Source organism: Clostridium sp. C105KSO13 (assembly GCF_001517425.1).
GTDB lineage: Bacteria > Bacillota > Clostridia > Lachnospirales > Lachnospiraceae > Muricomes.
The window spans coordinates 28,232-48,229 of sequence record NZ_FBWL01000158.1 but is presented as its reverse complement, the minus strand read 5'-3'; the positions used below and the strand labels follow the sequence as shown (position 1 = coordinate 48,229).

At 45.3% G+C, this 19,998-nt stretch carries 16 protein-coding genes; 2 read left to right on the top strand and 14 right to left on the bottom strand.

Translation table 11 applies throughout. The features are described from left to right. Window positions 1-88: 88 nt before the first annotated feature. On the top strand, window positions 89-463 hold the full coding sequence (locus BN3456_RS05940) for a helix-turn-helix domain-containing protein (protein ID WP_089983226.1): 375 nt from the start codon (window positions 89-91) through the stop codon (window positions 461-463). A gap of 61 nt (window positions 464-524) precedes the next feature. On the opposite strand, the gene BN3456_RS05935 is transcribed toward BN3456_RS05940, so the two are convergent. The 14 genes from BN3456_RS05935 to BN3456_RS05870 all read right to left on the bottom strand — a co-directional run bounded on the left by BN3456_RS05935 (window position 525) and on the right by BN3456_RS05870 (window position 17,848). Then, complete coding sequence (locus BN3456_RS05935) at window positions 525-1,733, bottom strand: aspartate kinase (protein ID WP_089983225.1); 1,209 nt, start codon at window positions 1,731-1,733, stop codon at window positions 525-527. A gap of 53 nt (window positions 1,734-1,786) precedes the next feature. After that, window positions 1,787-3,004, bottom strand: coding sequence for a homoserine dehydrogenase (locus BN3456_RS05930; RefSeq protein WP_089983224.1), 1,218 nt, complete (start codon window positions 3,002-3,004; stop codon window positions 1,787-1,789). Window positions 3,005-3,039: 35 nt separating this feature from the next. Then, a protein-coding gene (gene prfB / locus BN3456_RS05925; RefSeq protein WP_207644089.1) for a peptide chain release factor 2 occupies window positions 3,040-4,141 on the bottom strand; the annotation gives its coding sequence in 2 pieces (ribosomal slippage) (window positions 3,040-4,077 and window positions 4,079-4,141; 1,101 coding nt in all). A 78-nt stretch (window positions 4,142-4,219) separates the two neighbouring features. After that, window positions 4,220-6,793 (bottom strand): preprotein translocase subunit SecA, encoded by a 2,574-nt coding sequence (gene secA / locus BN3456_RS05920; protein WP_089983222.1) that lies wholly within the window; start codon window positions 6,791-6,793, stop codon window positions 4,220-4,222. A gap of 94 nt (window positions 6,794-6,887) precedes the next feature. After that, the gene (locus BN3456_RS05915) at window positions 6,888-8,279 is read right to left on the bottom strand and encodes a GntP family permease (protein ID WP_089983221.1); all 1,392 of its coding nucleotides are present in this window, start codon (window positions 8,277-8,279) and stop codon (window positions 6,888-6,890) included. A gap of 101 nt (window positions 8,280-8,380) precedes the next feature. Next, window positions 8,381-9,148, bottom strand: a complete 768-nt coding sequence (hisA, locus tag BN3456_RS05910) for a phosphoribosylformimino-5-aminoimidazole carboxamide ribotide isomerase (protein WP_089983254.1) — start codon at window positions 9,146-9,148, stop codon at window positions 8,381-8,383. A gap of 58 nt (window positions 9,149-9,206) precedes the next feature. Further along, window positions 9,207-10,439 (bottom strand): phenylacetate--CoA ligase family protein, encoded by a 1,233-nt coding sequence (locus BN3456_RS05905; RefSeq protein WP_089983220.1) that lies wholly within the window; start codon window positions 10,437-10,439, stop codon window positions 9,207-9,209. Window positions 10,440-10,452: 13 nt separating this feature from the next. Further along, entirely contained in the window at window positions 10,453-11,043 is a 591-nt protein-coding gene (locus BN3456_RS05900) for an indolepyruvate oxidoreductase subunit beta (protein ID WP_089983219.1), read from the bottom strand. Further along, window positions 11,036-12,847: an indolepyruvate ferredoxin oxidoreductase subunit alpha gene (gene iorA, locus BN3456_RS05895; RefSeq protein ID WP_089983218.1), complete on the bottom strand. Its 1,812-nt coding sequence runs from the start codon at window positions 12,845-12,847 to the stop codon at window positions 11,036-11,038. The genes BN3456_RS05900 and iorA overlap by 8 nt, the downstream gene beginning before the upstream one ends. A gap of 97 nt (window positions 12,848-12,944) precedes the next feature. Then, window positions 12,945-13,277 (bottom strand): hypothetical protein, encoded by a 333-nt coding sequence (locus BN3456_RS05890; RefSeq protein ID WP_089983217.1) that lies wholly within the window; start codon window positions 13,275-13,277, stop codon window positions 12,945-12,947. Window positions 13,278-13,355: 78 nt separating this feature from the next. Next, window positions 13,356-15,308, bottom strand: a complete 1,953-nt coding sequence (locus BN3456_RS05885; protein WP_089983216.1) for a fructose-1,6-bisphosphatase — start codon at window positions 15,306-15,308, stop codon at window positions 13,356-13,358. Window positions 15,309-15,331: 23 nt separating this feature from the next. Then, window positions 15,332-16,090 carry a 4-hydroxy-tetrahydrodipicolinate reductase gene (gene dapB, locus BN3456_RS05880; RefSeq protein ID WP_089983215.1) on the bottom strand — a complete coding sequence of 253 codons (759 nt, stop codon included), beginning with the start codon at window positions 16,088-16,090 and terminating at the stop codon, window positions 15,332-15,334. Window positions 16,091-16,211: 121 nt separating this feature from the next. Beyond that, a complete protein-coding gene (gene dapA, locus BN3456_RS05875) occupies window positions 16,212-17,102 on the bottom strand; it encodes a 4-hydroxy-tetrahydrodipicolinate synthase (protein WP_089983214.1) in 891 nt (296 codons plus the stop codon). 116 nt (window positions 17,103-17,218) lie between these two features. Next, a complete protein-coding gene (locus tag BN3456_RS05870; RefSeq protein ID WP_089983213.1) occupies window positions 17,219-17,848 on the bottom strand; it encodes a single-stranded DNA-binding protein in 630 nt (209 codons plus the stop codon). Between the two features lie 266 nt (window positions 17,849-18,114). Here BN3456_RS05870 and typA point away from each other — a divergent pair, with 266 nt between their 5' ends. Then, a complete protein-coding gene (typA, locus tag BN3456_RS05865) occupies window positions 18,115-19,941 on the top strand; it encodes a translational GTPase TypA (protein WP_089983212.1) in 1,827 nt (608 codons plus the stop codon). Window positions 19,942-19,998 lie beyond the last annotated feature (57 nt).

Here is a 19,998-nt window from a genome sequence, read left to right as displayed (position 1 = left end):
TCAGCTGCAGCAAGATGAAGCAAAGCGCAATCGAGATGCTCTCCGGAAGAGTTATAAATAATTCCCTGTAAGTGGAGGTGACGCAGCATTGTCTAACATACAACTGGTAGAAAACTTATGCAACTTGCGGAAAGCAAAAAAGTACACACAGGAAGCTTTGGGCGAAAAGCTAAATATCTCCAGGCAGGCATATTCAAATTATGAGACAAGTAAGCGGGTTCCTGATTTGGATCTTCTGATTAAGCTCTCACAAATTTATAATGTAACACTTGATCAGCTGGTCAATCAGCCTATCTCGCCGGAAGGTATTATACGGGAGCAGAAAGGGCCCTATACATCTGCTATGGAAATTGAGACCGCCGACACAATCTATCTTACAGCGGAGGAAGTTAACTTCATCAAGAGATACCGAAGGACAGACCATGAATGTAAAATCATCATAAATAAACTCCTAAACCAATAAAGAGCTCCCCTTTTGAAACAAGATTCTCTTCTTTCAAAAAGCAGCTCTTTTTATATTATTCTTAATCTGCCAGTCCGAACCCATCGTGTACTGCACGCATAGCTCTTTCCACATCATTTTCATCTATCAGAACAGTTATCCGCACCTCAGATGTGGATATCATGCTTATGTTTATATTTGCATTGAAGAGTGCTTCAAACATTTGGGCCGCAACTCCCGGATTGCTCATCATACCTGCCCCTACTATAGATATTTTTGCTACATTGTCTTCATAGCTGATTTCCTGGATCGTCAGCATCTCTTTGTTATTATCCAGCACTTCCAGTGTCGCATCCCGGTCATCCTGAGCAACCGTAAAGGAGATATCTTTTGTCCCCTCACGGCCTACAGACTGCAAAATGATGTCCACGTTGATACCGTTTTTTGCAAGCGTATTAAATATCTTAAATGCCACGCCGGGCTTATCATCTATTCCAATTACAGATATCCGTGATGTATTCTTATCGGATGCAACTCCACTTATTAACATTTTTTCCAATTTTCCCACCTCCTTGACAACCGTTCCTTCTTCCCGGTTCATGCTGGAACGCACTACCAGCCGCACGCCATATTTTTTTGCCATCTCCACTGATCGGTTATGGAGAACTTTCGCTCCCAGCGAAGCAAGCTCCAGCATCTCATCATAACTGATAGTATCCAGTTTCCTTGCATTTGGCACAACTCGTGGATCTGCTGTATATACACCGTCCACGTCTGTATAGATTTCGCAGATATCCGCATGCATTGCGGCTGCAATAGCTACAGCTGTAGTGTCAGAACCGCCTCTGCCTAAGGTGCTGTAGTCCTCATATTTATTTATTCCCTGAAAGCCTGCTATAACTACAATTTTTTTGGAATCAAGTTCATGTCGTATCCGCTCGGCCTCCACACGCTTCATTCGAGCTTTTCCGTAGGCAGAAGTGCTGTGCATTCTTATCTGAAATGCATTCAAAGAAACTGCAGGGATCCCCATTGAATTAATCGCCATAGCCATCAGAGAGACCGAAACCTGCTCCCCTGTTGTCAGCAGCATATCCATTTCCCGCTTTGACGGCTGCGCTGTAATATTTTTAGCCTTTTCAATCAGCTCGTCCGTTGTGTCACCCATTGCAGATAATACAACAATGACCTCATTTCCGTTTTTGTAATCTTCTACACAGCGCTCTGCCACACGGAAAATACAATCCCGGTCTGCAACTGAGCTGCCTCCAAATTTTTTTACTATCAGCATATTCTCCTCCTGGCCGCCTATATTTCATCTTACCTCTCCCCATAAAATCCCGGTCATTCTTCTATACGTATCATATGCAGAATTCCCGGAAACTCTTTTGCCTGCTCTACATATGCACCTTCCGTCATCTCTTCGGTCACAAAGCCGAACTCCTGTCCCAGCTCCTCAACCTGCACAATTTCAACAGGACCGAATTTGCTTTCCAGATGTGCTTTCAGGGCATCCGGGTTCCCCTTGATTCTCACAAAATATTTCTTACTTGTATCTTCTATAGGCTGCAGCTTTAACTTTTCACTGTCCCACATAGTCAGGATGTTTCTGTTTAAATGCTTTGCCTCATCCACAATATCGGCAACTACCGCACTGGCAGTGGGCAGTTTGCCTGCACCGCTTCCATAAAACATAAGGTCGCCCGCCACGTTGCCGTGAACAAAAATAGCATTAAATACATCATTTACATTATAAAGAGGATGATTTCTGTGAAGCATATAAGGAGCCACAATAGCATGCAGATGATCACTGTCCCTCCTGCTGGAGGCCAACAGCTTGATTGTCATGCCCAGAGCCTTTGCATACATCATATCCTGGGTCGTGATTTTCGTAATTCCCTCTGTATGGATATCCTCAAAATCAACCTGCCGGCCGGAAATCAGTGAAGATAAAATAGCAATTTTTCTGCAGGCATCATAGCCTTCTACGTCGGCTTCCGGATTGCGCTCCGCATATCCCTTTGCCTGGGCTTCTTTCAGGACCTCATCATAATCGGCCCCCTCATAAAACATTTTGCTTAACATATAATTTGTGGTACCGTTTAAAATGCCTGTGATTTCTTCAATCTCATCTGCAGTCATGGAAGAATTTAAGGGACGTATAATCGGGATTCCACCTCCTACACTGGCTTCAAAGAGGAAGTTAATATTGTTTGCCATGGCAATGGACAAAAGCTCCGCCCCGTGTTTCGCCACCAGGGCTTTGTTCGAGGTGGCAACGCTTTTCCCGGCCTGCAGGCACCTTTTCACAAAAGTATATGCAGGTTCTATGCCTCCCATCACTTCCGCAACAATTTTGACCTCCGGATCCTTTTCAATGGTTTCAAAATCATGCACAATTTTTTCCTGCACCGGGTCTCCCGGGAAATCTTTCAAATCCAGGACGTATTTGATGTTGATGTGGTCTCCCGCTCTCTGATTGATTCGTTCTCCGTTAGTATTGATGACCTCCACGATTCCCGAGCCAACTGTACCATATCCCATTATCGCTATGTTAACCATCTTTTCCTCCTTTTGTCTCATTTCCCTTCTTTTATCTATGACTTTGCAGCCAGAAATGCGTTGATAAACAGGTCGATATCCCCGTCCATAACTGCATTTACATTGCCTGTTTCTACATTCGTCCTGTGGTCTTTTACCATGGTGTACGGCTGCATCACATAGGATCTGATCTGATTTCCAAATCCTATGTCCTTTGTCTCACCCCGAATGTCAGATACCTTTTCCGCCTGTTCTTGCTGCTTTAGAAGATACAGCTTTGCTTTCAGCATCTGCATAGCCTTATCTTTGTTCATGTGCTGAGAGCGCTCATTCTGGCACTGTACTACAATTCCTGTGGGCAGATGCGTGATGCGCACTGCAGAGGATGTTTTATTCACATGCTGCCCCCCTGCACCGCCTGAGCGGTACGTATCAACACGCAGATCATCTTCATTTATTTCAATGTCTATCTCATCTTCAATGTCCGGTATGACATCACAGGAGGCAAAAGAGGTCTGCCGTTTTCCCGCTGCATTGAAAGGTGAAATCCTGACCAGACGGTGCACACCTTTCTCAGAGCGGAGATACCCATAAGCATTCTCCCCCGCCACCTCAAAAGTGACTCCTTTTACACCTGCTACGTCTCCGTCCAGATAGTCCAGAACTTCAAGAGAGAACCCTTTTTTCTCAGCCCAACGGGTGTACATCCTGTACAGCATGCCGGTCCAGTCGCAGGACTCTGTGCCTCCTGCCCCTGCGTGGAGAGTAACAATTGCGTTGCAGCTGTCATACTCACCTGTAAGAAGTGTCTGGATTCTCAGGTCTTCAAATTTTTCCGAAAAACTGTTCAGTTCTTCCTCAATTCCTTTTACTGTCTCTTCATCGGAATCCTCTTCGCTTATTTCAATCAGAAGATTCATATCCTCGTAACCCGTGTAGAGATCTTCAATTTGTTTCACAGAATCCCGGAGCCCTTTCAAGAATTTCATAGTACGTGTGGAATCCTCAGGATTATCCCAGAATCCCGGTTCTTCAATCTTGCGCTCCAGCTCCTCTATCCGCTTTTTCTTTGACGCTAAGTCAAAGTGAATCCCTCAGATCTTTCAGCGGTTCTTCGTATGCACTCAGCCTTGTTTTCAGTTCTTCTAACAAAACCACCTCTATCACCTCTTTCTTATTTTAAATGAGAATCTGTTTTTGCAGATTCTCATATGGCATTCAGATTCTTTATTCTATTTAGGCCCTTCGTCCGTGGCATTGTTTGTATTTCTTACCACTTCCACAGGGGCATGGGTCGTTGGGATAAATCTTCTTCTCTGCCTTCTTTTTTGGTTCGCGCAGGGCACTCTCCTCTTTATTCGTACCTGTAGCCTGCGCAACCTGTTCTCTTTCTACTTTCTGCTCAATACGGATGTGGAACAAGGTGCGGACAGTGATCTCCGCTATAGCGTTTGTCATCTCACCGAACATATCATAGCCTATCATCTTATATTCCACCAGGGGATCCCTCTGTCCGTACGCCTGAAGCCCTATGCCCTGACGAAGCTGATCCATATCGTCAATGTGGTCCATCCATCTACCGTCAATTGCCTTCAGCAGCACAACACGCTCAATTTCACGCAGATGTTCTGCCTCCGGAAATTCTGCTTCCTTTGCCTCATATGCTTTTACCGCACGCTCTTTGAGCAGATGTTTCAATTCTTTCTGCTGCATGTCTCGTGCTTCCTCTGCAGTGGGCAGCTGAAGTTGAGGAATAACACCATGCAGAGTAACATCAAGACCCTGCATATCCCACTCCTCTGCTTCTGCCTCAGAAGAAGCAAAACGGTCTGTCACATTTTCCACATACTCAGTGATCATGTTGTAGATAGTGTCCCGCATGCTTTCGCCGTCCAGAACCCGCCGCCTCTCTCCATAAATGATCTCACGCTGCTCATTCATGACCTGATCATATTCCATCAGATTCTTACGGATACCAAAGTTGTTACTTTCAATCTTCTGCTGAGCCTTCTCAATTGCATTGGAAAGCATCTTATGTTCAATCTGCTCTCCCTCTGCCACTCCAAGAGTGGTAAAGACATTCATTAATTTCTCGGAGCCGAACAGACGCATCAAATCATCCTCCAGCGAAATGTAAAACCGTGACTCGCCCGGATCCCCCTGACGTCCGGAACGTCCGCGGAGCTGATTGTCGATACGTCTGGATTCATGGCGCTCAGTACCAATGATTTTTAGCCCCCCGGCAGCCCTTGACTCGTCGTCCAGCTTAATATCCGTACCACGGCCCGCCATGTTGGTAGCAATAGTAACGGCACCGTGAATACCTGCATCCGCCACAATTTCAGCTTCCAGTTCATGGTATTTTGCATTCAGTACCTTGTGGGGTATACCCTCTTTTTTCAACATTTTACTCAGAAGCTCGGAAATCTCTATAGTAATAGTACCTACCAGCACCGGCTGTCCTTTTTCGTGAGCTTTCTTCACTTCCTCCACAACAGCCTTGAACTTCTCTTTCTCAGTCTTATAGACAGCATCCTGCAAATCCACTCTTCGAACCGGCTCATTGGTCGGGATCTCTATAACATCCATCCCATAAATATCGCGAAATTCTTTTTCCTCGGTGAGAGCTGTACCGGTCATACCGCTCTTTTTGTCAAATTTATTAAACAAATTCTGGAATGTTATATTAGCGAGAGTCTTGCTTTCTCTTTTTACCTTCACATGTTCTTTTGCTTCAATTGCCTGATGCAGCCCGTCCGAATAGCGGCGGCCCGGCATGATACGCCCGGTGAACTCATCAACGATCATAACCTCCCCCTCCGGGGTCACTACATAGTCCTGATCACGGAACATCAGGTTATGTGCGCGCAATGCAAGTATAATGTTATGTTGTATCTCCAGGTTCTCCGCATCTGCCAGATTATCGATGTGGAAAAACTTCTCTGCCTTTTTAACCCCGTCTTCTGTAAGGTTGACCGTCTTTTCCTTTTCATTTACAATGAAGTCTCCGGTCTCTTCAATCTCTTCCCCCATAATGGCATTCATCTTGGAGAACTCACCGCTGGCTTCTCCCCTTTCCAGCTGACCAGCAAGTATATCGCACGCCTCGTACAGTTTTGTAGATTTGTCGCTCTGTCCGGATATAATCAGCGGAGTCCTTGCCTCGTCAATCAATACCGAGTCAACCTCATCAATAATTGCATAATGCAGTCCCCGCTGAACAAGCTGTTCTTTGTAGATAACCATATTATCACGGAGATAATCAAATCCCAGCTCGTTATTCGTCACATACGTAATATCACAGTTGTACGCCGCACGTCGCTCATCGTTGTCCATGGAATTTAAGACGACGCCAACCGTCAGCCCGAGAAACTCATGCACCTTCCCCATCCACTCGGCATCACGTTTTGCAAGGTAGTCGTTGACTGTTACAATATGCACGCCTTCTCCTTCCAGCGCATTCAGATATGCCGAAAGAGTGGAAACCAAAGTCTTTCCTTCACCTGTCTTCATCTCAGAGATACGCCCCTGGTGAAGTATAATACCGCCGATAAGCTGCACCCGATAATGGCGCATTCCCAGGCTTCTGGAAGCAGCCTCCCTTACAACGGCAAATGCCTCGGGGAGAATATCATCCAGAGTTTCTCCTTCCTCGAGGCGTTTTTTAAATTCTCTTGTTTTATCTTTTAATTCTGTATCAGACAGGGCCTGCATCTCTGGTTCCAAGGCCTCTATACGGTCTACAATCGGATAGATACGCTTCAATTCATTTTCGCTGTGCGTTCCGAAAATCTTTTCAATCAAACCCATAATATAAAATTACTCCTTGTCTAAATTTACTCTATTGCTCATTTTAACACTATCCTTTCGTTTATTCAACATATTCCGTACCTGCCTGTCCGATCTACCGCAAGAACAAACTTAAAATAAATATTTCCAATATGCCGGCAATACCTAAAATCAGTGTTGCCACAGTCTGTGTCTTATATCCCTTTTCCGGAGTCATGGCTCCAAAGTTGGTCACTACCCAGAAATAGGAATCGTTTGCATGGGAAACAGTCATGGCACCTGCACCGATAGCCATAACAACGAGCGTAACACGAACCGGACTGTCAAATCCCAGTACCGGAAGCAATGGCGCAATAATTCCGGCAGTGGTTGTCAGTGCTACTGTAGAAGATCCCTGGGCAGTCTTTAAAATAGCCGACAAAAGGAATGGGAAGAAAATACCCATAGCACTTAGGGCTGTGGCGTGTGCTTCAATATAGTTTACCATGTCAGTGGAAGCAATCACCTTGCCCAGCACACCACCGGCTGCCGTTACGAACAGGATAGGGCCGACAGTTTTCAAGGTATCATCGGTTAGTTTATAAAACTCACTCATTTTCCCCGCCCCCATCAGCTGGAAAATACCGCATAGGGTTCCCACTGCCAAAGCGATAATGGGAGTTCCTAAAAATTTGACAATATCTGCTCCAAGTCCTGCTATTCCCGCCATGGATATAATGGAAGAAGCCGCCATGAGGAGAATAGGAATGATAATCGGCGCAAGGGCATTAAACCCGCCGGGAAGTTTTCCATATTCAGCAACCAGTTCCTCATAAGTCTTTGCCACTTCACCCATATCGGCTTCATCGTCAGCCTTTACCTTCCCTCCGATATATTTTGCGAAGGAAAATCCGGCAATCAGCGGAAGTATGGAACACAAGGTACCCATGCCCATAACCAGGAGCAGATTATCCCCAATTCCCAGAGTGGAAGCCGCAGCAATAGGCCCCGGTGTGGGCGGAATGAAAACATGAGAAATGTAAAGTCCTGATGACAGACCTACGGTCATTGCCACAGAAGATGCCGCGGTCCTGTTTACCAGGGCTTTCCGGATAGGATTTAAGATGACGAATCCGGAATCACAGAATACCGCAATGGATACTACCCACCCCATCAACTCTACAGCGAGAACAGGATTGTTTTTCCCCACCACCCGGATCACCATATCGGCAAGCTTTAAAGCCGCGCCGGTTTTCTCCAGAATATTTCCTATTAGTGCACCAAGAATGATAACAATACCGATGCTGGTAAACGTTCCCGAAAATCCGGCACCGATAATAGTCGCCAATCCGCTTACTTCAGTGCCGTCTGCCAAAGTTTTATCCACCAGAGGAATCCCGGCAATTAACCCTAAGAGCAGGGAAATGGCCATGATGGAAAGAAACGGATGAATCTTCCATTTGGAAATGGAGACAATCATTAGTATGATTGCCAGTACAAAAATAAAAATTAATGGTAAACCTGTCATAATGTAACCCCCTTTTTATAATTTTAACGCACGCAATAGCTATAATGAATTATAGCACCATTGTCCCACATTTTCCATAGGAACAGTACTGATGTTTCCGGCTACAGCTTTGCGATAAATTCATAGGGAATATTTCCGCCGAATAAATCCAGGGCACTTCCGATAGTAAAGTCAAGGTTTCCGCCGCTCATTTTTCGGAACCTTTCCAGATCCTCTAAACTGCCAATCCCCCCTGCATATGTGATTGGTATTTGATCCCATTGCCCCAGCATACGCACAAGTCCTGTCTCCACCCCTGAAGACCTGCCTTCCACATCTACTCCGTGTACAAGGAATTCATCACAATATCCGGATAAATCAGACAGTAACTCCCGGGTAAGGCATAAGTTTGTAAAGTTCTGCCAGCGATCCGTCACAATGTAATAATACCCTTCCCTTCTCCGGCAGCTCAGGTCCAGCACCACATGTTTTCTGCCCACAGCCTTTACCAGCTCCTCCAGCTTCTCCCTGCAAAACATTCCGCCCCTGAAAACATAAGAAGTCACAATCACATGGCTGGCCCCGGCCTGCAGATACCCGGCAGCGTTTTCTACCGTAATTCCGCCGCCTATCTGCATTCCTCCGGGGTATGCCGCTAGAGCATTCAACGCCTGATTTTGTGTCGCCTCAAAGTACTCTGACTCCCGGGAATTTAAAAGAATAATATGCCCCCCTGCAAGGTTTTCTCTCCGGTAAAGGTTTGCATACCATGCAGCATCAAGCTGAGAGGAGAAATTCGTCACTGCCTGATTCCCCTCATCCTTAAGACTCCCGCCTACAATCTGTTTCACCTGTCCATTATGAATATCAATACACGGTCTAAATCTCATAAAAACCTCACATTCCTGTCTCAAAGGGGTCTTCAAAAGGGTCAGACCCCTTTCTCCACTAATATCTGTTGTCAAATATTCTGGTTGATTTTTTTTCGCTTCTTGGCAGATCTCCGATGGAGACTGGCATTACTTTTACCGTGATGCCAATTTTTGTTTTGAATTCTTTTTTCACTGCACTCTCAGCCTGTTTTTTATCAACACCTGGGTTGATTTCCACAAACAGGGTGCAGACATCTTTTCCGTTCAAATGGTCCAGCATGAATTGATACTCGCTGGATGCCTCCGGTACGATTTTGAGCATTTCCTCTATCTGACTCGGGAAAATATTGACACCCTTTACTTTTACCATATCATCTGTTCTTCCGATCAGGGTATCAATTCTGGGAAAATGGGAACCACATTTGCATTCCCCGGGCAGAAAACGGGTCAGGTCATGGGTGCGGTATCGAACCAGAGGGGCCCCCTGCTTGCGCAAGGTTGTAATAACCAGCTCTCCGATTTCTCCGTCGGGAACATTTTTACCTGTCTTCGAATCCACAATTTCAAAGTAGAGATAATCGTCCCAATAGTGCATTCCGCATTCATAATCACAGCTCATGGCAATGCCGGGTCCGTATACTTCCGTAAGCCCGTAAATGTCATATAGCTGTACTCCCAGCTCATCTGCAATGCGTCTCCTCATTTTTTCACCCCAGCGTTCGGAACCGATGACACCCTTTTTTAAGTGAATTTTATTTCCTATTCCTCTCTTTGCAATCTCCTCTGCCAGAAGGAGGGCATAGGAGGAGGTGGCACACAAAACCGTTGCCCCCATGTCCTGCATCATCTGGAGCTGTTTATCGGTATTACCAGGTCCCATAGGTATGGTCATAGCTCCCAGATACTCTGCTCCCGCCTGAAAGCCGATTCCGGCGGTCCACAGTCCATATCCCGGCGTAATCTGTATCCTGTCCAGGGTGGTAATTCCCGCGACTTCATAACAGCGGGCAAACATCTTTGCCCAGTCGTCCACATCCTTCTTTGTATAAGGAATAATTACTGGGGTGCCTGTTGTCCCTGAGGAAGAATGGATGCGAACAATCTCCTCGTCCGGTACAGCCTGCAGTCCCAGGGGATAGGCTTCTCTCAGGTCCCCTTTCCAGGTAAATGGGAGTGTTTCGAATTCTTTCTGGCTTTGAATAGATGAAATGTCAATGTCTTTGAACTTTTCCTTATAAAAGCAGTCCTTTGAGGTAAGTTGTCTTAAATTTTCCTTTATCAGTTCTAACTGAAGATTTGTCATTTTCATCCCATATTCTCCTCTATATCTGTTCAAAGGCTGCTTTTCCAAGCTCCAATGCTTTATGATTCATTTCCTGGTATTTGTCTTTTACATTCTCTCTCACAGCCCGGCTCATTTCTTCTATAGAAATATCAAGTGACCCGCTGGCTGCGGCCGCTCCCAAAAGTGCCACGTTCAATACTTTTGCCGATCCTGCCTGTCTGCAGATATACTGGGCGTTTAGTACAGCCACTTTAGCCACCTTTTTCTTCAGATAGTCCAGCATTTCTTTTCCGTCATAGGCGCTGCCGCCCAGAGTAGAGGTCACCGGCTTTATGGGCTGACTGCTCACGATTACTGTGCCTCCCTCTTTTAGATAGGGCAGGCTTCGCACCGCCTCTGCCGGTTCAAAGGCAAGAATCAGATCTGCACTTTTCAAAGGAATCTGGGGAGAATATATTTCTTCACCAATGCGTACATGGCTGACAACGGATCCTCCTCGCTGTGCCATCCCAATAGTTTCCGCAGTGCGTACAAGTTTTCCCTTTTCCATTGCCGCAAATGCAATCAATTTGGAGGCAAGAACCACGCCCTGTCCGCCTACACCACATAACAGACAACTTTTACTCATTACATTTCACCTCCCCAATTGCATGGAACGGGCAGACCTGACTACACAGCCCGCAGCCATAGCAAAGTGACGATTCTATCTCCACTGTACCACCGTTTATTGTAATTGCCGGACATCCCAGCTGATTGATACAGGTTTTACATTTTCTGCACTCATCCGGATCTATGCACAAAAGTTTTCCCGGCCCGGAAACCGCAATACATGGGGACTTAAATATGACTGCACGGACTCCCGGTGCATCTGCTGCCTGTTTCACTGCATCCACAGCGGCATCCAGCTGCAGCGGGTTCACCGTCTCTACAAAGGTCACGCCAATCCCCTTTAAAATATTTTCTATACTGATTTTTGCTACTACATCTCCCATCATAGTTCTTCCTGTACCCGGATGAGGCTGGTGCCCCGTCATGGCTGTTGTAGAATTATCCAGCACGATCAGGACAATATCGGTCTGATTATAGACTGCATTTACAACACCTGTGATTCCTGATGCGAAGAATGTAGAATCCCCTATAAATGCAAAATTTACCACATCCTTCTCAATAATATGTAGTCCCTGGGCAATGGTTACATCGGCACCCATGCACAGGCAGGTGTCCACCATATCTAGGGGTTTTGCATTACCCAGAGTATAGCATCCTATATCTCCGCTGAATATAGCCTTCTTCCCCTTCATAGCCTTTTTCACAGCATAAAAAGACGCCCGATGAGGACAGCCCGCACATAGGACTGGCGGTCTGACTGGCAGGGCAGGCACTTTCTCCGATACCGGCTCCGTTTTTTTCTCTTCGTCCACGCTTTTCAAAAAACGTTCCAGGTCTCCTGCGATACTCTCCACACTATTCTCGCCGGCATTTTTCGTATCGTGGGTCAATTTTCCCCGTATAGTTACATCGAGATGATATTTGCCAACAATCCGAAGCAGCTCCTTTTCAATCACGGGATCAAGCTCTTCCAGAACCAAAACCTCATCCAGCTGCTCTATAAACTCCTTTGCAAGGCGCTCCGGGAAAGGGCAGGGTGTACCGACTTTTAATAGTGGAACTTCTTGGGGCAGCACTTCCTTTATGTAAGCATAACTCACCCCGCCTGAGGCGATGCCTTTTTTCCCTTTTCCCCCACTCACACTGTTTCCTGCATAGAAGGAAAGCATTTCTGAAAGCTTTTCATTTCTGGCTTCAATTTTTATATGGTTCTCGTAAGAGGTTCTTGGAAAAATTACCCACCCCATTGTATCTCTCACAAACCCCTCCGGCTCAGGCACTTCCAGATCCGGAAGCAATGTAAGGCTGAAACAGGCATGGCAGATTCTGGTGGTCGGCCGGAAGAGAACCGGAGTCTGGTATTTCTCCGAAAGCTCGAAAGCATCCGCTATCATCAGGTATGCTTCCTCCGGAGAAGAAGGGTCAAAAACAGGCAGCTTGGAGAACTGGGCAAAATTTCTGGTATCCTGCTCAGTCTGGGAGGAAATGGGACCCGGATCATCTGCGGAGATTACTACCATCCCGCCTTTTACTCCTACATAGGCAAGACTCATCAGTGGGTCCGACGCCACATTCAACCCAACCTGTTTCATCGTCACCATGGTTCTGGCCCCTGCATATGCCGCACCTGCGCCGACCTCCATTGCCGCCTTCTCATTGACGGACCACTCCACATGGATATTGCTCCTATTCTGCTTTGCGACTGTCTCCAGTATTTCCGTAGAAGGTGTCCCCGGATATCCGGTCACCATGCGCACACCGGCACGAATGGCCCCCAGAGCAATTGCTTCATTTCCCATCACAAGTTTCCTGTTTGCACTCATATGACTCTCCCTTTCAATTTTTAAATATCTCACTGTACCATTTTACCACATTAAAGTCGAAAAAGAAAGTAAAAAGGGGGAGCCCCCCCCTTTTCAATTATTTATCATTCGTGTTTCTTTCATTCAGGTTGTCTTTCTTAGGTCCGTTGTCATCCGTCAGATCATCTGTAGCGTTGTCTACTTTGTCTGTAGCCTTATCCACTGCATCATCCACTATTCCGTCATTTTCGTCATCGACAGTCGTGTTATTTCTGTCATCCGTATCGTTTACTCCGTTATTGTCGGTCGTATCGTTTACTCCGTTATTATCGGTCGTATCTGTCGTATCTGTCGTTCCATTGGTTGTGTCTTTGTTGTTGCCGCAGGCTGTCATGCTTCCAAGTACGCCTACGCACATCATTAATAATAAGAATCTTTTTATTTTTTTCATTTTATTTCTCCCTTTCCATAAATAATCTTGCGTTAGTAATATTTGCATTTTTAGATTCTTTATGTATGGGAATTTTTTCTAAATTTTTTCTTTTATCTCACCGCTTCGATATGCACCCAATAAACGTTCCAAATCTGTTACCTGATCCTTTAAGTCTTTTCCGATATCTGTATCTCCGACCAGTCGGCGTTCCATTACACGTTTTACAATCATATAATCGGAATGAATGTCACTTCCCTTCTGAATCGCCGCCTCTGTAGATTCAAAAGGTTCATGGGCAACGAGAAGGAGCCCATAAGAATTGTAGATTAATGTATATCCTGCAATTCCTGTTTCTTTCTGATATGCTTTGGAAAACCCGCCGTCTATGACAAGCACTTTGCCACCGCACTTTATCGGGCTTTCTCCGTTTTTGCTTTTTACAGGCACATGACCATTCACGATATGCGCCTCCTCGGCGCTCAGGCCGAATTCCCGGAGGATACTGTTCACCACTTTCTCCTCTTCCAATAGACTATAGTAAGGATTTTTTCTCTCCAGATGGGTCTCCTTCTCCGCAAGAAAATATCTCTCAAAGGTGGCCATTTTATCCTTGCCAAACAAAGGCGAACCGGGGTGCAGCCATATATACCACATCATATCCTTGCCCTCCTCCTTCGCCTGTGGATCCAGAGCAAAAAAGCCTTTTCGTATATATCGTTCCAGGGCATCGTACAAAGACTTTCCTTTAAACTTTTTGCCAAACAGAGAAATTTCCTTAAAGCTGCCATCTTCATTCAAAGGAACACATCCGTGATACAATAAATTGTTATTATAAACCTTATACAATCCTCCTTTGGCAAGTAAAAAGCGTATATGCCTCTGGAGTTTCTCACAACCCAGAAAAGCGCGTTCCAGACGTTCCATTACTCCTTCTTCTTCCTCTGACAGGCGATAAGGATCTTTGGGGTCTATTGTGGGAAAATTTGTATCCAGAAGCTGATATTCCTTTTCCCCCAGCATAATAGTTCCCTTCTCATAATCAATGCGGTGCAGAAGTGCCCTATCCTCCAGTCCCAATTCTTTCCGTCTCTTAATAATCTGGCCTTCCACCTTAAACTGTATGACAGAAATTGCCTTGTGCATCCTGAGATCCATCTCCATCTCAGCCTTGTTCGGCTTTTCCGGGCCTTTCAGTGCAAAACAAGTGCAGGGATCCTCTTCGTAAGTCCGCAGTGAAAATGTGGCCAGCGGCAGAAGATTGATTCCATACCCATCCTCCAGAATATCCAGGTTTCCATATCTGGCACAGATGCGGATCACATTGGCTATACACCCTCTCTGGCCTGCCGCTGCCCCCATCCAGAGAACATCATGGTTTCCCCACTGAATATCAAGAGAATGATAGGTCATCAGTTTGTCCATAATGATATGAGGACCCGGTCCTCTGTCATAGATATCACCCACAATATGTAAATGGTCAACCACCAGCCGCTGAATCAATTCAGAAATTGCTTCAATAAACTCTTCTGCGCGGCCGATCCTGATAATCGTCATTATAATCTCACTATAGTAAGATTCCTTGTCATTAACCTCAGATTTCTCTGTAATCAACTCTTCAATTACATAGGCAAAATCCTTTGGCAGGGCCTTCCTCACCTTTGATCTGGTGTACTTGCTTGCTGAACGCTTGCTAACTTCAATCAGACGGTACAGATTAATCTTGTACCAGTCCTCCATATTGGCTTCCACCTTCTTCACCTGAGCCATCTTTTCCTTCGGATAGTAAATCAGTGTGGCAAGAGACTGCTTATCCCGCTTGCTCAATGTATTACCGAACACATCATCAATCTTCCTCCTGATGGACCCGGAACCATTTTTTAGCACATGGGAAAATGCTTCGTATTCCCCGTGTATATCGGTGAGAAAATGTTCCGTTCCTTTGGGCAGGTTCAAAATAGCCTGCAAATTAATGATTTCTGTGGATGCCGCTGCAATGGTTGGGTAACACTCCGAAAGCCGCTCCAGATATCTGGTTTCCAAGTTTTTCATAATCTCTCCCCTGTCTCACCCGTTTAAAACTGAATCACGTCACTCATATCATACATTCCGGCTGGTTTTCCCGCTAAAAATTTTGCCGCCTCCACAGCGCCTTTCCCAAAAACACTTCTGGAATATGCCGTGTGTTTAAACTCTATGACCTCGTCCGGACCCGCAAAGATTACCTCATGATCCCCTACAATTGTACCGCCGCGGACCGATGAGATGCCCATTTCCTTTTTGTCACGTTTTCTTCTCACCTGACTTCGGTCATATACATAAGTATATTCATGATCTAAAGCATCATTCATAGAATCCGCCAGTGCAAGAGCTGTTCCGCTGGGCGCATCCACTTTCTGGTTATGGTGACGCTCCACCAGTTCAATATCATAGCCCGCAGGTGAGAGTACCTTTGCTGCATCCTTCAGCAATTTTAAAAGCAGATTAATTCCCATAGACATATTGGCGGATTTAAGCACTGCAGCCTTACCAGAGGTTTCCCGAACCCTTTCCAACTGTTCTTCCGTAAGTCCCGTTGTGCAGAGCACTACCGGAACCTGCTTTGCGGTGCAATAGTCCAAAAGTCCCTCCACCGCATTTGCATTGGAAAAATCAATCACCACGTCTGGCTTTAAGTCACATGACTGAATATTTTCAAAAACCGGATAAGTATTGGCAATTCCCGTAAATGTATCCACCCCGGCGATAACCTCCATCCGCTCATCTTCTCTGATAAGCGCGGTTACCATCTGTCCCATCCTTCCATTACATCCATGAATCAATACTTTCACCATATTCGTTCCTCCTGACCCTTTTTCTTAAAGTTCTTAACCATTATTATTTGCAGAAAAAAGGATACCATATCTGAGCCTGTTACTCAACGCATGATATCCTTTTCACAATTATCTTTGTCTACTATGCCAGCTTTATACCAAAATCAGTCATTGCTTTTGCAAGACCTGCCGCATTTTTCTCTGTCATCTCTGTAAGAGGCATTCTCAGTCCGCCAACTTCCATTCCCATCAGATTCATAGCCTTCTTAACCGGAATGGGATTCACCTCGCAAAACAGCTTCTCGACCAGCGGAAGTGCTTTGAATTGCAGTGCCCGGCTGCCTTCCAGATCTCCGGCAAAGAACTTTGCACAGATATCGTGCGTTTCTCTGGGTGCAATATTGGACAAAACTGATATAACACCCTTAGACCCAAGTGCAAGAAGCGGCAGAACCTGATCATCATTACCGGAATACAGATCGGCCTTGCCTTCCGTCATCTGCATAATCCTGGAAATCTGAGAAATATCACCGGAAGCTTCCTTAATCCCTACAATATTCTCCACCTTGTTCACCAGGCGGGCTACCGTAGCAGGCTCAATATTCACTCCTGTTCTGCTCTTCACGCTGTATAAAATAACCGGTATCTTTGCTTCATCTGCCACAGCCTTATAATGGGCAAAAAGTCCGTCTTGTGTAGCCTTATTATAGTAGGGTGTCACCAAAAGCACACCGTCAGCCCCTGCCTCCGCAGCTTCCTTGGACATCTCCATAGCGGTACGTGTACAATTGGACCCGGTCCCTGCTATCACCGGAATCCGTTTCCTTGTATGCTCTATTGTAAACTTAATACAATTTATGTGCTCCTCTTCTGTTAACGTGGAAGATTCGCCGGTCGTGCCACAAATAATAATACTGTCAGTGCCGTTCTCACAATGGAAATCAATCAATTCATCCAGCTTATCGTAATTTATACTTCCGTCTTCATGGAACGGCGTAACAATCGCCACCCCGGCTCCCTTGAATAATGACATATACATCCTCCTAATCTAAACGCTCCTCTTTCTTCAAATTTTAACACTAATTATATCTACTGTCAACGCAAAGAAAGGGCGCCATTTGTGGACATGGCGCCTGTTTTTTTTACATTCTATTCCTCTACACATTCCAGTTTACTGACGGAAACTTCATATGCAATGCGAGTTTCAGTCTCTGTCTCAGATAATTTCTTTACATACTCCCTGCTTTGTATTCTTCCCAGTAACTGTACATGGTCTCCTACTTCGAATCCTGATGCATACCTGGCATTTCTGCCCCAGCAAATACACGGAATATAGTCTGATTTTCCATATGGTCTGTTTACTGCCAGAAGCAAATCTGCAATTTCTCTTCCCAGCGGCGTTTTTCTGTATACGGGTTTTTTGCAAATATATCCTTCCAGCAAAATATTATTAGTCTTTGCTCCGTCCAACTCTTCATCAATAAATTCAACCTCACGGACGAAAACAGACAGAATCAGTCTGTTCTTCTGCTCTTCATGCCGGTTATAAGACCGGAACTGCCCCAAGGCCATAATAAACTCTCCCGTATAATCCTGCGTCACATCGATGAGTCTCTCTGAAATCATGAGCGGAATCCTGTCTTCCGAATTGCTGAGCCTCTTTACCAGCACATCCACCATATAAAAGCCTTCTCCAAAGACCTCGTGGCTGTATGTAAAACCGGAAGCCACTTCCCCCATAATTGTTACCTGATTGTTTTCAATAATCTTATCTGACATGATTTGTAGCTCTCCCTTCCTCTGATTGGTATTTTTGAGTCAATACTAAGTTTATGAATATAGTACATGCATTAGAACGAAAATGGCCCGGTAATCGCTCGACAAAGTTCTGAGGAAAATGCATATTTGAAGGAAAACCCTCTTATTTTGTCAGAAAAAAGAACTAAAAATAATATCTTCCCATATTAGATGTTTTGTGATAGAATAACAAAGTTGCAAGCACATAATAATACACATAATATAAGTAGAAAGAGTGTTGAATTTTTATGAAGACAAAACGTGAAGATGTTAGAAATATTGCGATTATCGCCCATGTAGACCATGGCAAAACCACTTTGGTAGATGAACTTTTGAAACAGAGCGGTGTATTCCGCCAAAACCAGGAAGTAGCCGAGCGTGTCATGGACTCTAACGATATTGAGAGGGAGAGAGGCATTACGATTCTCTCCAAAAATACTGCCGTAACCTACAAGGGGACAAAAATCAATATTATTGATACTCCCGGACATGCAGATTTCGGCGGTGAGGTTGAGCGTGTACTGAAGATGGTAAACGGTGTTATCCTCGTGGTGGATGCTTTCGAAGGCCCCATGCCCCAGACTAAATTCGTGCTCCGCAAGGCATTGGATCTGGACCTGCCGGTCATTGTATGCATTAACAAGATTGACAGACCGGAGGCAAGACCCGACGCAGTAATCGATGAGGTGCTGGAGCTTTTCATGGATCTGGATGCGTCCGACGAACAGCTGGACTTCCCCTTTGTATATGCCTCGGCCAAGACAGGCATTGCAGTTCTGGACCTGACAGACGAGGAAAAGAACATGCAGCCCCTGTTTGAGACTATTCTGGATTATATTCCTGCGCCTGAAGGTGACCCTGAAGCTCCAACTCAGGTTCTCATCAGTACCATAGATTACAATGAATATGTAGGGCGTATCGGTGTAGGAAAAGTGGATAACGGAGCTATCGCTGTCAACCAGGATATGGTTCTGCTCAATCACCATGATCCAGATAAACAGGAAAAAGTAAAAATCAGCAAGTTATACGAATATGACGGATTGAAGAAAGTAGAAGTCAAAGAAGCATCCATCGGTTCCATAGTAGCTATTTCCGGTATTTCCGACATTTCGATCGGAGATACCCTATGCTCCCCTGAGAACCCGGTGGCAATTCCTTTCCAGAAAATTTCGGAACCCACGATTTCCATGCAGTTTATTGTCAACGACAGTCCTCTCGCAGGCCAGGAAGGAAAGTATGTCACTTCCCGCCATATTCGTGACCGGCTGTTTAGAGAACTGAACACCGATGTCAGCCTTCGTGTAGAAGAAACAGAAGATACAGACAGCTTTAAAGTGTCTGGCCGTGGTGAACTTCACCTTTCTGTTTTGATTGAAAATATGAGACGTGAAGGGTATGAATTTGCTGTAAGTAAAGCAGAAGTGCTTTATAAGACAGATGAAAACGGGAAGAAACTTGAGCCTATGGAGATGGCTTATATCGATGTGCCTGACGAATTTACAGGAATTGTCATTGAAAAGCTGGGCCAGCGCAAGGGTGAACTGCGAAACATGGGTACTTCCAACGGAGGGTATACACGCCTGGAGTTCTCCATTCCGGCCCGCGGGCTGATTGGCTACAGAGGGGAATTTCTTACAGATACAAAAGGTAACGGAATTCTGAACACTATCTTTGACGGATATATGCCCTATAAGGGTGATATCCAGTACCGCAAGCAGGGCTCTCTGATTTCCTTTGAAACCGGGGAATCTGTCACTTACGGATTATACGCAGCTCAGGAGCGCGGTACATTATTCATCGGTGCCGGACAAAAAGTATATTCCGGCATGGTAATTGGACAGAATGGGAAGGCTGAGGATATCGAACTTAATGTATGCAAGACAAAGCATCTGACAAATACCCGCTCCTCCGGCGCCGACGATGCCCTGAAGCTGACAACTCCTCATATTTTAAGCCTGGAAGAGGCTCTGGATTTTATTGATACGGACGAGCTTCTGGAAGTAACGCCAAAATCCTTACGTATCCGCAAAAAGATTCTGGATTCAAGAATGCGCAGAAGAAGCACTTTGAAATAGGAAAAAATGATTCATTCTATACAATAAAGAGTATCCATGCTATAATATGGATATAAT

What these genes read in the sequence shown, in the direction of transcription:
- BN3456_RS05935 (WP_089983225.1), bottom strand. Translation starts at nt 1,733, where the DNA reads ATGCTGATAGTAAAAAAATTTGGAGGCAGCTCAGTTGCAGACCGGGAT.
- BN3456_RS05930 (WP_089983224.1), bottom strand. Translation starts at nt 3,004, where the DNA reads ATGGTTAACATAGCGATAATGGGATATGGTACAGTTGGCTCGGGAATC.
- secA (WP_089983222.1), bottom strand. Translation starts at nt 6,793, where the DNA reads ATGGGTTTGATTGAAAAGATTTTCGGAACGCACAGCGAAAATGAATTG.
- BN3456_RS05915 (WP_089983221.1), bottom strand. Translation starts at nt 8,279, where the DNA reads ATGACAGGTTTACCATTAATTTTTATTTTTGTACTGGCAATCATACTA.
- hisA (WP_089983254.1), bottom strand. Translation starts at nt 9,148, where the DNA reads ATGAGATTTAGACCGTGTATTGATATTCATAATGGACAGGTGAAACAG.
- BN3456_RS05905 (WP_089983220.1), bottom strand. Translation starts at nt 10,439, where the DNA reads ATGAAAATGACAAATCTTCAGTTAGAACTGATAAAGGAAAATTTAAGA.
- BN3456_RS05900 (WP_089983219.1), bottom strand. Translation starts at nt 11,043, where the DNA reads ATGAGTAAAAGTTGTCTGTTATGTGGTGTAGGCGGACAGGGCGTGGTT.
- iorA (WP_089983218.1), bottom strand. Translation starts at nt 12,847, where the DNA reads ATGAGTGCAAACAGGAAACTTGTGATGGGAAATGAAGCAATTGCTCTG.
- BN3456_RS05890 (WP_089983217.1), bottom strand. Translation starts at nt 13,277, where the DNA reads ATGAAAAAAATAAAAAGATTCTTATTATTAATGATGTGCGTAGGCGTA.
- BN3456_RS05885 (WP_089983216.1), bottom strand. Translation starts at nt 15,308, where the DNA reads ATGAAAAACTTGGAAACCAGATATCTGGAGCGGCTTTCGGAGTGTTAC.
- dapB (WP_089983215.1), bottom strand. Translation starts at nt 16,090, where the DNA reads ATGGTGAAAGTATTGATTCATGGATGTAATGGAAGGATGGGACAGATG.
- dapA (WP_089983214.1), bottom strand. Translation starts at nt 17,102, where the DNA reads ATGTCATTATTCAAGGGAGCCGGGGTGGCGATTGTTACGCCGTTCCAT.
- BN3456_RS05870 (WP_089983213.1), bottom strand. Translation starts at nt 17,848, where the DNA reads ATGTCAGATAAGATTATTGAAAACAATCAGGTAACAATTATGGGGGAA.
- typA (WP_089983212.1), top strand. Translation starts at nt 18,115, where the DNA reads ATGAAGACAAAACGTGAAGATGTTAGAAATATTGCGATTATCGCCCAT.